This window comes from Variovorax sp. P1_G12 (genome assembly GCF_056405555.1).
Genome location: NZ_JBFUBW010000010.1, coordinates 13,332 through 25,704, shown reverse-complemented (window position 1 = coordinate 25,704; position 12,373 = coordinate 13,332). Strand labels below are relative to the sequence as shown.

12 protein-coding genes and 2 pseudogenes are annotated in these 12,373 nt (G+C 66.9%); 10 read left to right on the top strand and 4 right to left on the bottom strand.

What is annotated here, in order from left to right; all coding sequences use genetic code 11:
- Window positions 1-157 precede the first annotated feature (157 nt).
- From AC1D2O_RS13345 to AC1D2O_RS13305, 9 genes are all read left to right on the top strand, one after another.
- On the top strand, window positions 158-568 hold the full coding sequence (locus AC1D2O_RS13345) for an SRPBCC family protein (RefSeq protein ID WP_478086730.1): 411 nt from the start codon (window positions 158-160) through the stop codon (window positions 566-568).
- 156 nt (window positions 569-724) lie between these two features.
- Window positions 725-2,557, top strand: a complete 1,833-nt coding sequence (locus tag AC1D2O_RS13340) for an FAD-dependent oxidoreductase (protein ID WP_478086728.1) — start codon at window positions 725-727, stop codon at window positions 2,555-2,557.
- Window positions 2,558-2,595: 38 nt separating this feature from the next.
- Complete coding sequence (locus AC1D2O_RS13335; RefSeq protein WP_478157240.1) at window positions 2,596-4,464, top strand: 2-oxoacid:acceptor oxidoreductase subunit alpha; 1,869 nt, start codon at window positions 2,596-2,598, stop codon at window positions 4,462-4,464.
- Complete coding sequence (locus AC1D2O_RS13330) at window positions 4,461-5,516, top strand: 2-oxoacid:ferredoxin oxidoreductase subunit beta (protein ID WP_478086726.1); 1,056 nt, start codon at window positions 4,461-4,463, stop codon at window positions 5,514-5,516. The genes AC1D2O_RS13335 and AC1D2O_RS13330 overlap by 4 nt, the downstream gene beginning before the upstream one ends.
- 44 nt (window positions 5,517-5,560) lie before the next feature.
- The gene (locus AC1D2O_RS13325) at window positions 5,561-5,998 is read left to right on the top strand and encodes a CBS domain-containing protein (protein ID WP_478086725.1); all 438 of its coding nucleotides are present in this window, start codon (window positions 5,561-5,563) and stop codon (window positions 5,996-5,998) included.
- A 106-nt stretch (window positions 5,999-6,104) separates the two neighbouring features.
- Window positions 6,105-7,049 carry a chromate resistance protein ChrB domain-containing protein gene (locus AC1D2O_RS13320; protein ID WP_478086724.1) on the top strand — a complete coding sequence of 315 codons (945 nt, stop codon included), beginning with the start codon at window positions 6,105-6,107 and terminating at the stop codon, window positions 7,047-7,049.
- On the top strand, window positions 7,046-8,401 hold the full coding sequence (chrA, locus tag AC1D2O_RS13315) for a chromate efflux transporter (protein ID WP_478086722.1): 1,356 nt from the start codon (window positions 7,046-7,048) through the stop codon (window positions 8,399-8,401). The genes AC1D2O_RS13320 and chrA overlap by 4 nt, the downstream gene beginning before the upstream one ends.
- A gap of 10 nt (window positions 8,402-8,411) precedes the next feature.
- Entirely contained in the window at window positions 8,412-9,326 is a 915-nt protein-coding gene (locus tag AC1D2O_RS13310; RefSeq protein WP_478086721.1) for a Fe-Mn family superoxide dismutase, read from the top strand.
- On the top strand, window positions 9,323-9,775 hold the full coding sequence (locus AC1D2O_RS13305; protein WP_478086720.1) for a chromate resistance protein ChrB domain-containing protein: 453 nt from the start codon (window positions 9,323-9,325) through the stop codon (window positions 9,773-9,775). The genes AC1D2O_RS13310 and AC1D2O_RS13305 overlap by 4 nt, the downstream gene beginning before the upstream one ends.
- Before the next feature lie 38 nt (window positions 9,776-9,813).
- Here AC1D2O_RS13305 and AC1D2O_RS13300 read toward each other — a convergent pair whose 3' ends face one another.
- Window positions 9,814-10,548 (bottom strand): oxygen-binding di-iron domain-containing protein, encoded by a 735-nt coding sequence (locus AC1D2O_RS13300; protein ID WP_478157171.1) that lies wholly within the window; start codon window positions 10,546-10,548, stop codon window positions 9,814-9,816.
- Window positions 10,549-10,770: 222 nt separating this feature from the next.
- A pseudogene (locus tag AC1D2O_RS13295) lies at window positions 10,771-10,908 on the bottom strand (LysR substrate-binding domain-containing protein); the annotation flags it as partial.
- A 1-nt stretch (window position 10,909) separates the two neighbouring features.
- Between AC1D2O_RS13295 and AC1D2O_RS13290 the strand changes: the two are divergent.
- Window positions 10,910-11,177: pseudogene (locus AC1D2O_RS13290) on the top strand (acetyl-CoA hydrolase/transferase C-terminal domain-containing protein); the annotation flags it as partial.
- Window positions 11,178-11,217: 40 nt separating this feature from the next.
- On the opposite strand, the gene AC1D2O_RS13285 reads toward AC1D2O_RS13290, so the two are convergent.
- Together AC1D2O_RS13285 and AC1D2O_RS13280 are read right to left on the bottom strand one after the other, a co-directional pair.
- The gene (locus AC1D2O_RS13285; protein WP_478086716.1) at window positions 11,218-11,364 is read right to left on the bottom strand and encodes a hypothetical protein; all 147 of its coding nucleotides are present in this window, start codon (window positions 11,362-11,364) and stop codon (window positions 11,218-11,220) included.
- Window positions 11,365-11,370: 6 nt separating this feature from the next.
- Window positions 11,371-12,321: a LysR family transcriptional regulator gene (locus AC1D2O_RS13280; RefSeq protein ID WP_478086715.1), complete on the bottom strand. Its 951-nt coding sequence runs from the start codon at window positions 12,319-12,321 to the stop codon at window positions 11,371-11,373.
- Window positions 12,322-12,373 lie beyond the last annotated feature (52 nt).

Here is a 12,373-nt window from a genome sequence, read left to right as displayed (position 1 = left end):
CGATCTCGAGCGCTTTGTCGGCACCATCAACGTGTATGGTGAAACCCGCACATCGATTGTGTTTTCGACCCCCATCGAGCGGCGCGAGCTTGTCCGGCCGGGAGCCACCCGACGTCGCTGAGGCCGTTGCATGGTGTTGAAGCAAGGAGATCGTCAGATGCCGAAGTCGCACGAAGCACAGGTCGTCAGCCAAGCTGTCGATGCCCCCGCCGACACCGTCTACCGCTTCGCCCGGCAGATGGAGAACCTGCCGCTGTGGGCGTCCGGCCTGGCCCAGGGCATTGCCCGGCACCGGGGCGAATGGCTCGCCGAGTCGCCCATGGGCCAGGTCAAGGTGTCCATGGCCCCGGACAACCCCTTCGGCGTGCTCGACCACAAGGTCGTGCTCCCGGACGGCACCAGCGTCCACAATGCGTTGCGCGTGTCGCCGTGCGGCGAAGGAAGTCTTCTGACCTTCGTCGTGCTTCGGCTGCCGGGCGTCAGCCAGCAGGACTTCGATGCCGATGTGGCGCATGTCCGGCGGGACCTGATGGCATTGAAGCGGTTGCTGGAGCGGCCCGCATCCTGACCGCGCGCCGTGCGTCGCCGACGGAGCGCCGCCACTGAGCCTGGCCTGACATGCTGCGGGATTCCACCAAGGCAGCACGCCGCCCGGCGCGGCGCATACTTGCGTCAGACCCGCGCCGACCCCACCAGGCCGCGGGCGGCAGCCAGGAGACACGCCTTGCAGCGAACCAACATTGCCAACCCGGCCTATTTCCACAAGGTCGTCGATTGCCAGTACGCCTGTCCGGCGCACACCCCCGTCCCTGAATACATCCGCCTGATCGCGCAGCGCCGCTACAGCGACGCCTACATGGTCAACTGGGTCTCCAACGTCTTTCCCGGCATCCTGGGGCGCACCTGCGACCGGCCTTGCGAGCCGGCCTGCCGGCGCGGGCGGGTCGAGGAAAGCAACGCCAAGGATCCCGAGCCGGTGGCGATCTGCCGGCTCAAGCGCGTCGCGGCCGACATGAAGGACGACGTGCGGTCGCGCATGCCGAAGCTCGAGCCGAAGAACGGCAAGCGCGTCGCCTGCGTGGGCGCGGGGCCCGCCTCGCTCACCGTCGCACGCGACCTGGCGCCGCTGGGCTACGAGGTCACGGTGTTCGACTCCGAGGCCAAGGCCGGCGGCTTCATCCGCACGCAGATCCCGCGCTTTCGGCTGCCCGAATCGGTGATCGACGAGGAAACGGGCTATATCCTCGACCTCGGCGTGGATTTCCGCAGCGGCGAGCGCGTCGACTCGATGAAGGCCCTGATGGCGCAGGGGTGGGACGCGATCTTCGTCGGCTGCGGCGCGCCGCGCGGGCGCGACCTGGTGATTCCCGGCCGGCACGAAGCGGCGGCCAGCATCCACATCGGCATCGACTGGCTCAACTCCGTTTCGTTCGGCCACGTCACCGCCATTGGCCAGCGCGTGATCGTGCTCGGCGGCGGCAACACGGCGATGGACTGCTGCCGGTCGGCCCGCCGCCTGGGCGGCATCGACGTGAAGGTCATCGTGCGCAGTGGCTTCGAGGAAATGAAGGCCTCGCCCTGGGAAAAGGAAGACGCCCAGCACGAAGGCATTCCGATCATCAACTTCCATGTGCCCAAGGCCTTCGTACACGAGGGCGGCAAGCTGCTGGGCATGCGTTTCGAGATCGTCCGGGCCGAGTACGACGGCGAGGGCAACCGCTCGCTGGTGCCCACCGGCGAGCCGGAGGCCTTCTTCGAATGCGACGAGGTGCTGGTGGCCGTGGGGCAGGAAAACGCCTTCCCCTGGATCGAGCGCGACTGCGGCATCGCCTTCGACAAATGGGGTCTGCCGACGCTGGACGCGGACACCTTCCAGTCGACGGTGCCGCGGATCTTCTTTGGCGGCGATGCGGCCTTCGGACCCAAGAACATCATCACGGCCGTGGCGCATGGGCACGAGGCTGCCGTGTCGATCGACAAGCTCCTGCATGCCGAGCCGATCCATGTCCGACCGGCGCCCATGACCAACCTGGTGTCGCAGAAGATGGGCATCCACGAATGGAGCTACGACAACGACACCTCCAACGACCTGCGCTACAAGGTGCCCTGGGCCAAGGCCGAGGCGGCGCTGGCCAGCATCCGCGTGGAGGTGGAACTGGGCTTCGACGCCGCCACCGCCTTCAAGGAGGCCGAGCGCTGCCTGAACTGCGATGTGCAGACAGTGTTCACCGAGACCGCGTGCATCGAATGCGATGCCTGCGTGGACATCTGCCCGATGGACTGCATCAGCTTCACCGTCAACGGCGAGGAGGCGGAACTGCGGCCCCGGCTGAAGGCACCGGCGCTGAACCTGGCGCAGGACCTGTACGTGTCCGGCGGGCTCAAGACGGGCAGGGTGATGGTCAAGGACGAGGACGTCTGCCTGCACTGCGGCCTGTGCGCCGAGCGCTGCCCCACGGGGGCCTGGGACATGCAGAAGTTCCTGCTCGAGATGACACCGGCGGGGCCGGCGTGCCGCGATGTGCATCCGGTGCCGGCCAGGGGGGTGCCGGCATGAGCGCCGTACGGCCGCCCGAAGGCGCGGAAGCACACGAAATGGCGAGCGTGGGGGGAGTGATTCCCCAGATTGCGGCCGTCAACGATTTCGTCATCAAGTTCGCCAACGTCAACGGCTCGGGCTCGGCCTCGGCCAACGAGCTGTTCGCCAAGGCCATCCTGCGCATGGGCGTGCCGGTGAGTCCGCGCAACATCTTTCCCAGCAACATCCAGGGGCTGCCGACCTGGTACGAGGTGCGCGTGACCGAGAAAGGCCACCTGGGGCGGCGCGGTGGCACCGACATGATGGTGGCGATGAACCCGCAGACCTGGGACGCCGACGTGGCCGAGCTCGAGCCCGGCGGCTACCTGTTCTACGACAGCACGCGGCCGCTGCCGCCGTCGAAGTTCCGCAGCGACATCCGGGTGATCGGCATGCCGCTGACCGAGATCTGCAACGCGGTCTACCACGACCCGCGCCAGCGCCAGCTGTTCAAGAACATCGTTTACGTGGGCGCCCTGGCCATCCTGCTGGGCATCGAGCCCGAAGTGGTCGAGAAGCTGTTCGGCGAGCAGTACAAGGGCAAGGAGAAGCTGCTGGCCTCGAATGTGCAGGCCCTACACCTGGGATGCGACTTCGCCCGCGAGAACCTGCGCGAGCCCGTCGGGCTGCAGGTCCGCCGCGCCGACCGGGTGGGCGACCGGATCTTCGTCGACGGCAACAGCGCCGCGGCGCTGGGCTGCGTGTATGGCGGCGCCACGGTCGCGGCCTGGTATCCGATCACGCCGTCGTCCTCGGTGGCGGAGGCCTTCCAGAAGTACTGCGCGAAATTCCGGGTGGATCCGGTCACCGGCCAGAACCGCTTCGCCATCGTGCAGGCGGAAGACGAACTCGCCTCGATCGGCATGGTGGTCGGTGCCGGCTGGAACGGTGCGCGGGCCTTCACGCCGACCTCGGGGCCCGGGATTTCGCTGATGACCGAGTTCATCGGGCTGGCCTACTTCGCCGAGATCCCGGTCACGCTCATCAACGTGCAGCGCGGCGGCCCTTCCACCGGCATGCCCACGCGGACCCAGCAGGCCGACATCCTCTCGTGCGCCTACGCCTCGCATGGCGACACCAAGCACGTGCTGCTGTTTCCCGAGGACCCGCACGAGTGCTTCGAACACGCGGCGGCGGCACTCGACCTGGCCGACCGGCTGCAGACGCCGGTGTTCCTGATGACCGATCTCGACATCGGCATGAACCAGCGCCTGAGCGCGCCCTTTGCCTGGGACGACAGCCGCGCCTACGACCGCGGCAAGGTCATGACCGCCGAGGAACTGGAGGCGGGCCGGGACTTCGGACGCTACAAGGACGTGGACGGCGACGGCATCCCCTGGCGCACGCTGCCCGGCACGCACCCGACCAGGGGCAGCTTCTTCACCCGCGGCACGACGCGCGACGCCTACGCCCGGTACTCGGAGCGCGGGCCCGACTACATCTACAACATGGAGCGGCTGCTGAAGAAGTTCGCGACCGCGGCCACTCTGGTGCCGCAGCCGGTGCTGCGGCCGGCCGCCGAGAAAACCGATCTCGGCGTGATCCATTTCGGCTCGACCAGCCCGGCCATGCAGGAAGCACTGGAAGCGCTCGACGAGCGCGGCATCCACCTGGATGCGCTGCGGCTGCGCGCCTTTCCCTTCCCGGACAGCGTGGTGCAGTTCCTGGCGCAGCACCCGCGGGTGTTCGTGGTCGAGCAGAACCGCGACGCCCAGATGCGCAGCCTGCTGGTCAACGAGCTGGGCATCGATCCGGCCCGGCTGATCCCGGTGCTGCATTTCGACGGCACACCCATCACGGCGCGTTTCATCGTCCAGGCGATCGGCGCGCATCTGCAGGCGCCTGCCCGCGCGCCCGGCGCCACCGATACGAAGGAGCCTGCATGACCTACCTTGCCAAGCCCCGGCTGCGGCATCCGACGCTGGCCATCAACAAGGTCGGCTACACGCGGCGCGACTACGAGGGCAAGATCTCCACGCTGTGCGCGGGCTGCGGCCACGACTCGATCTCCGCCGCCATCATCGAGGCCTGCTGGGAGCTGGACATCGAGCCGCACCGGGTGGCCAAGCTCTCGGGCATCGGCTGCAGCTCCAAGACGCCCGATTACTTCCTGGGCGCCTCGCACGGCTTCAACACGGTGCACGGCCGCATGCCCAGCGTGCTGACCGGCGCCAACCTGGCCAACCGCGACCTGCTGTACCTGGGCGTCTCGGGCGACGGCGATTCGGCCTCGATCGGCCTGGGCCAGTTCGCCCACGCCATGCGGCGCGGCGTGCGGATGGCCTACATCGTGGAGAACAACGGCGTCTACGGCCTGACCAAGGGCCAGTTCTCGGCCACGGCCGACCAGGGCTCCAAGAGCAAGAAGGGCGTGGTCAACACCGACAGCCCGGTCGACCTGGTCGCCATGGCGCTGCAGCTGGGCGCCAGCTACGTGGGGCGCGGCTTCTCGGGCAACAAGGCGCAGCTGGTCCCGCTGATCAAGGGGGCGATCAGCCATGGCGGCGCGGCCTTCATCGACGTGCTCAGTCCCTGCGTGGCCTTCAACAACCACCCCGGCAGCACCAAGAGCTACGACTACGTGCGCGAGCACAACGAGGCGGTGAGCCGCATCGACTTCATCAGCGCCCGCGACGAAATCGTGGTCGACATGGCGCCGGGCGAAGTGCTGGACGTGCGCCAGCACGACGGCACCCTGCTGCGGCTGCGCAGCCTGCATGCCGACTACAACCCGGGCGACCGCTTCGCCGCCATGGCCCACATGCAGCGGCACCAGGAAATGGGCGAGGTGGTGACGGGCCTGCTCTACGTCGACCCGCTGGCCACCGACCTGCACACGGCGCTCAACACCTGCGACCGGCCCCTCAACACGCTCGAGGCCGCGCAGCTCTGCCCCGGCGCCCGGGCGCTGGAACGGCTCAACGACTCCTTGCGCTGAACGAGGGCCCGGGGCACCATTGCGCTTCTTTCGGAGGGCGGACCATGGCCGAACGCACTGTTTTTCAGTCCATCTCGCGCAAGCATGTGACCTGCCTGGGTCCGCAAGCCAGTGCGCGCGATGCCGCCTGCGTCATGACACGCGCCGGTTGCGGCAGCGTGCTCATCATGGAACCGCCGGACACCCTGCTGGGCATCCTGACCGAGCGCGACCTGATGACGCGCGTGCTGGCCCGGGGGCTCGACCCCGATCACACCACGGCGCGCGAGGTGATGACGCCCAATCCGATCTGCGTGCCGCCCGAAACCCCGGTGTCCGACGCCGTCGTGCTGATGCTCGAGCGCGGCTTCCGCCATCTCCCGTTGGTGGCGGGGACGAAGATCCTGGGGGTTTTCTCGGTGCGCGATGCGCTGCCGCGGGAGATCGGCACGGCGCTGAGCCAGGCCGAATTCAACGAGCAGGTGAACGATGCCCTGGGTTAGGGCGTCGCCACTCGGCCCACGCGGCATCGATCCCGGATAGCCACTTCGCCATCCCGCCAATCGACCAGTTCTTGTAGCAAGCATCACATTGCGTGATACTTGCTTCATGATTGACTGGCTTGTCTTGACCGCCTCGCTGCCGACCTCTCCGAGCGGCTTGCGCGTCCGCATCTGGCGTTCGCTCAAGGCCACCGGCTGCGGAACCCTTCGGGACGGCGTCTACATCCTGCCCTCGAATGCCGCGTCCGCCGAAGACCTGTGGGCGATCGCGAAGGCCATCCAGGAAGGTGGCGCCGAGGCTCACATGCTGACGCTCCAGGCCCGCGACGCGGGACAGGAGAGCACCTTCCTCGCGCTGTTCGACCGGACTGAGCAGTACGCCGACTTTGCGCAGTCACTCAAGGAGACTCGGGAGTCGCTCAAGGCTGCGACGGAAGCCGACCTGCGCAAGGTGGCACGCAGCCTGGACCAGCAGTTCCAGACCCTTCGCGCCATGGACTTCTTTCCGGGCAAGGCAGCCGCCGCGGCAGCAGCGGGCCTCGAAACCTTGCGAGCGGAGATCGAACGCAAGCTTTCGCCGGGTGAGCCGACGGCCGCATCGGGAGCGATCGAACGACGCTCGCCGCAGGCCTACCAGGGCAAGACATGGGCCACGCGCAAGCGCCCCTGGGTGGACCGGCTCGCAACGGGCTGGTTGATCCAGCGCTTCGTCGATGCCTCCGCGCGCTTCGTCTGGCTGGCAGACCCGTGCAAGTGCCCCAAGGGGGTTCTTGGGTTCGACTTCGACGGCGCCACGTTCACTCACGTGGGAGACAAGGTCAGCTTCGAGGTCGTGGCGCATGCGTTCGGCCTGGAAGAGGACCCGGGCATCCGGCGGCTCGGCCAACTCGTGCACTACATCGATGTCGGCGGCATCCCTGTCGACGAGGCGGCCGGCATTGAAACCATCGTGAGAGGCCTGCAGGCGCAGCACGACAAGGACGATGCGCTGCTCGCGGCGTCCCTGCCCCTGTTCGACACCCTCTACGCCGCCATGAAGGTACGCCAGTGATCACGACCACAACCACCGCGGCGCCTGAGCGCCTCAGCTTCGGCGAGGCCTTCGTCTACTGGCTCAAGCTCGGCTTCATCAGCTTCGGAGGGCCGGCCGGGCAGATCGCCATCATGCATGAGGACCTTGTCGAGCGACGTCGCTGGATCTCCGAGGGCCGGTTCCTGCATGCGCTGAACTACTGCATGCTGCTGCCCGGGCCCGAGGCGCAGCAACTCGCGACGTACATCGGATGGCTGATGCACCGCACCTGGGGCGGCATCGTCGCGGGCGTCCTGTTCGTGCTGCCGTCGCTGTTCATCCTGATCGGCCTGTCGTGGGTCTACATGGCGTACGGCAATGTGCCCGTCATCGCCGGCCTTTTCCATGGCATCAAGCCCGCCGTCACCGCGCTGGTGGTGCATGCGGCCTATCGGGTGGGTTCCCGGGCCCTGAAGAACGGGTGGCTGTGGGGCATCGCGGTGGCGGCCTTCCTGGCCATCTTCGCGCTGCAATTGCCTTTTCCTCTCATCGTGCTGGCCGCCGGCGTCATCGGTTACTTCGGTGGACGCTGGGCACCGGCCAAGTTCACCGCCGGAGGCGGCCATGGCACGGCCGCCAAGTCGTTCGGCCCGGCGCTCATCGACGACCTCACGCCGACGCCAGCGCATGCGTTGTTCAGCTGGCGGCGCTTCGGCCGCGTGCTGGCCGTGTGCCTGGCGCTCTGGCTCGCCGGCATCGGGACCCTGACGGCGCTCTATGGATGGGACGCGGTCCTGACGCAGATGGGCTGGTTCTTCACCAAGGCGGCCCTGATGACGTTCGGCGGGGCCTATGCCGTGCTGCCCTATGTGTTCCAGGGGGCGGTCGAGCACCACCAGTGGCTCACGGCGCCGCAGATGATCGATGGCTTGGCGCTCGGCGAAACGACACCGGGCCCGCTCATCATGGTGGTGTCCTTCGTCGGATTCGTCGGCGGCTGGACCCAGGCCATCTTCGGCCCGGACGCGCTCTTCCTGGCGGGTGCGGTGGCTGCCACGGTGGTGACCTTCTTCACCTTCCTGCCTTCGTTCCTCTTCATCCTGCTGGGCGCACCCTTCATCGAATCGACCCACGGCAATCTCAAGTTCACGGCGCCGCTGACCGGCATCACGGCCGCGGTGGTGGGCGTGATCGTGAACCTGGCCGTCTTCTTCGCGTACCACGTGCTCTGGCCGGAGGGACTCGCCGGTCGATTCGAATGGACATCCGCGCTCATCGGCGTGGCGGCGGCCGTGGCCCTGTTCCGATTCAAGGTCGGCGTCATTCCCGTGGTCCTGGGCTCCGGGCTGGCGGGACTGGCGCTGACGTTTCTGCGGCCCCTGCTTGCATGAGAGGTTCCCCATGGAAAACCGAATCCAGGACTTGCCCTTCGAGGCTGCGGCACTGCACGGTCTGTCCGAGAGGTCGATTCGCAGTCATCACCAGAACAACTACGGCGGCGCGGTCAAGCGCCTGAACGCCATCCGCTCGAAGCTGGCCGCGCGGTCGCCCGCGACCCTGCCGGGCTTCGAGCTCAACGGCTTGAAGCGCGAAGAGCTCGTCGCGAACAATTCCATGCTCTTGCACGAGCTGTACTTCGGCAGCCTGGGTGGAGACGGGCAGACGATGACGCCGGCCATGGAACTGGCGCTGCAAGCCAGCTTCGGGAGCCTCGCTCGCTGGCGGGAGGAGTTCGTCGCCATGGGCACGGCGCTGGGCGGCGGGTCTGGCTGGGTGCTGCTCGTGTTCCAGCCGCGGGACGGGACGCTCGTGAACCAATGGGCCGCCGACCATACGCACGCCCTGGCGGGCGGCGTGCCCATCCTCGCGCTGGACATGTACGAGCACGCGTACCACATGGATTTCGGTGCGGCCGCGGGCAACTACGTTCATGCGTTCATGGAGAACATCGAGTGGGCCAGCGTGTACGGGCGCTACCAGCTCGCCGTGCACGGCGCCACCGAACCGTTCGGGGCCACGCAGGACGAGGTCGCTGGCGCCCTGGTCGTCGATGTGCGTCGCTCCGGGGTCTTCAAGGATGCGGAGACTCGGCTGCCAGGTGCCGCCTGGCGGGACCCTGCCACCGTGGACCGTTGGGCCAGCGACTTGCCAGCCGACCGCGACCTGGTCGTCTACTGTGTCTACGGACACGAGGTCGGACGTGCCACTGCATTGCGCCTTCGGGCGGCCGGTCTGCGGGCCCGCTTTCTGCGCGGCGGCATCGATGGCTGGCAGGCCGCCGCCAAGCCCCTGGAACCCAAAGGAGGTCCATCATGAAATGGGTGACCCGTGAGCGGCCGAAGATCGACCGCATCGCATGTCCATGGCTCATCGCGCGCTTCATCGACGATGCGCCGGAGTTCCTGTACGTTCCCGCCGATCAGGTTCTCGATACTGCGGCAAGGACCGGCGCGGTGCCGTACGACATCCCCGGCGTCGAGATGACGCACGTCGCAGAGCTGTGCAGCTTCGATGCCTTCCTGTCGAAGCACGAGCTTGGCGACCCGGCCCTGCGGCAGCTGGCCGTCATCATCCGAGGCGCAGACACTTCCCGTCTGGACCTCACGCCTCAGTCTGCCGGGCTGTACGCGCTGTCGCTGGGGTTGTCCCAGGTGTTCGCCGACGACCACGAGATGCTCGCGCACGGCATGGTGATGTATGACGCGCTCTATGCCTGGTGCAAGAGCTGCCAGGCAGAGACGCACAGCTGGCCGCCGAAGATGTGACGGCAGGCGGTGCTCCCGCTTCCTGGCACGCGCGCCATTCAATGGGTTGCCGACAGCGCCTGCGAAAGCTGGCGCAGCAGCGATGCGCCGTCGCCCTGCCATGCGCTGCCGTGCATGCAGGCGAGCGTGCGGGGAGCCTGTTGCGCGAGCCGGTCCAGCAATGCAGCCGTCTGCGGTGCATGCGCGTAGTAGTCCATCTGGTGCCGGAACGCTTCGCTGGGGGCCAGGATGTCGGTGTCGGTCAGCGCCTTCTCGCTGTTGCCGGGTTGCGTGAAGAGGTCGCCGCAGAAGAACGTGCGCGTGTGCGTGTCCATCATCAGCCCGCATTCCCAGCCGTGCGGCAGATGGGGCGTGTCGAACCAGCGCATCGTGTGGCTGCCGAGCGCGAGTTCCTCGCCATCGGCCAGAGCGCGCGGCGGGCGGTCGGCCAGGTCGGCCATCGAGACCATGGCCGCGATCCCGCCGCACAGGGGCACGGCCTGCGGCGCTGCAGCCAGGAACAGGTTCAACGCACCGCACTCGTCGGCCTCGACATGAGACAGGCCGATGTAGCGCAGGCGATCGACCGGCATCACGCGGGCGATGGCTTCGCTCACCAGCGGAAAGAGCTGGCGCGGCCCGGAGTGGAACAGCAGCGGCTGGTCGTCGACCACGAGGTACTGGTTGAAGCTGAACAGGTTGCCGTCGGGCAGCGGCACCGGCGTATTGATGCGGAAGATGCCCGTGGCGATTTCCTGAATGTTGGTGCCGGACTGCGGATTCGTGGAGGTCATGTGGGGCTCCTGTGGCTTGAATGACGGCAAGAGGTGTCGTCAGGGCGTCCGACATTACTCCGATCTTCGACTTGTCGATGATCCAAACGGAACTCGCCCACTGGCCTCAGGCGACCTTGCGGGCCTTCTTCGCGGGATTCAAGTCACTTCACGGACGATGGCATCTCCAGACTGACCGGCGTCGCGCAACAAACGCTCAAGCGTCTGATTCTTGTGCTGAGCTCAGGTCTTGGACGCCTCGTTGTGGAGCCAGGTCAGGAAAGCCTCCACCGGCGGACGCCTTGCATGACGCGCCGGATAGACTGCGAAATGGGCCTTGATTCGCACCGCCTTCTCGAATCCGAAGATCGCCTTGAGCCTTGCCAACCGTTCGCAGGGGGGCAAGTCGTTCATTGCATTGCCTGCAACCGCGAAGAACGATTCCATCTCGCGCATCGTTCCAACGCTCAGTCCAGGCACCCACGCCAGCACCAGCAAGAATGACGTCAACTATGTCGTCACCGAGTTCGGCGTGGCGCAACTGCGTGGCAAATCGGCCAAACAGCGGGGCCCTGGAACTCATCGCCATCGCGCATCCTTCGTTCCGCGAAGAACTCAGAGCGCAGGCACGAACGATCAATCTTCTCTGACCCCCGAAGGTCGCCACCCATCCAATTTTGACTTGCATGTTCAAACTGAACGGCCGCCGCTGTCATAGGCCGTGGGCACCAGACCCAGGCAGCCAGCGAGTTCGCGCTGGTTGGCGAAGCGCCGCCGGCCGAAGCGCTCCTTGTCAAGGACCCAGGCCGCCACGTGTGGCTCGAGCGCGGCTCGCACTCGCAACTACTTTCGCGGCTTGGCCATCGGGCGCTTGGCCGCAAACAGCTCCTCGCACAAGGCACGCAGCCACCGATTGGCCGGGTCCTGGTGATAGCGTGCGTGCCAGTGCTGCTTGACGGTGAAGGGGGGTACCGGAACCGGGCAGTTGTAGACAGTCAAGGCGCCGGCACTCGAGCTGGCAAGCGTCTCGCCGATATGCCGCGGCACGGTCGCGACCAGGTCGGTCGTTGACACGATGGCCGCAAGGCCAAGGAACCCGGGCAGTTCCAACAGGATGCGCCGCTCGATCCGGTGGCGCTCCAATACCGCCTCCAGCAACTGCACTCCGGTGCCTCCGATGATGCCGATATGCGCCTCGGCCCTGTAGTCGCGCAGACCCACACCCTTGGCGCCGATGCGTGGATGACGCGCATTGACGAGGCATACCCAGTCCTGTGGATACAGGACCTGTTGGTAGAAGCCCGACTCCAGCCACGGTACCAGGCCGATCGCGAGGTCCGCTTGGCCGGATTGCAGTGCCTGCGCGGTCTGCTCGTCGATGCGCGCGGCTTCGAGGCGAACGTCCGGCGCCAAGGCGCGCACGTGCGCCAGCAAGCGCGGCAACAGCGTGATGTGGCTCGCATCGGTCATGCAGATCCGAAAGCGCCGTGTCGCGGTCGAAGGGTCGAAAGCTCCGGCCGGCACGGCGATGCGACGCAGTGCGGCCAACGCCTCTCGTACAGGCACGATCAACTCCTCCGCGCGCGGCGTGGCCTGCATGCCGGCGGCGGTCCGCACAAAAAGCTCATCGTTCAGTTGCTTGCGCAATCGGCTCAGCCAGTTGCTCACCGTCGGCTGGCTCTGGCCCATGGCCTCGCCCGCGCGCGTCACGCTGTTCGTGCTGTAGAGCAGGTCGAAGAGACGCAGGAGCTTGATGCTAAGAAGCGCCGTGCCGACTTCGGTGTCCTCGTCCATGTCCATATGCCGTCCCCATTTCAAAACGGAATGTAGACCATTTTGGCCATGC

Coding starts and splice junctions, on each gene's coding strand:
- AC1D2O_RS13345 (WP_478086730.1), top strand. CDS start 158: ATGCCGAAGTCGCACGAAGCACAGGTCGTCAGCCAAGCTGTCGATGCC.
- AC1D2O_RS13310 (WP_478086721.1), top strand. CDS start 8,412: ATGGAAAACCGAATCCAGGACTTGCCCTTCGAGGCTGCGGCACTGCAC.
- AC1D2O_RS13330 (WP_478086726.1), top strand. CDS start 4,461: ATGACCTACCTTGCCAAGCCCCGGCTGCGGCATCCGACGCTGGCCATC.
- AC1D2O_RS13325 (WP_478086725.1), top strand. CDS start 5,561: ATGGCCGAACGCACTGTTTTTCAGTCCATCTCGCGCAAGCATGTGACC.
- AC1D2O_RS13335 (WP_478157240.1), top strand. CDS start 2,596: ATGGCGAGCGTGGGGGGAGTGATTCCCCAGATTGCGGCCGTCAACGAT.
- AC1D2O_RS13280 (WP_478086715.1), bottom strand. CDS start 12,321: ATGGACGAGGACACCGAAGTCGGCACGGCGCTTCTTAGCATCAAGCTC.
- AC1D2O_RS13300 (WP_478157171.1), bottom strand. CDS start 10,548: ATGACCTCCACGAATCCGCAGTCCGGCACCAACATTCAGGAAATCGCC.
- AC1D2O_RS13320 (WP_478086724.1), top strand. CDS start 6,105: ATGATTGACTGGCTTGTCTTGACCGCCTCGCTGCCGACCTCTCCGAGC.
- AC1D2O_RS13305 (WP_478086720.1), top strand. CDS start 9,323: ATGAAATGGGTGACCCGTGAGCGGCCGAAGATCGACCGCATCGCATGT.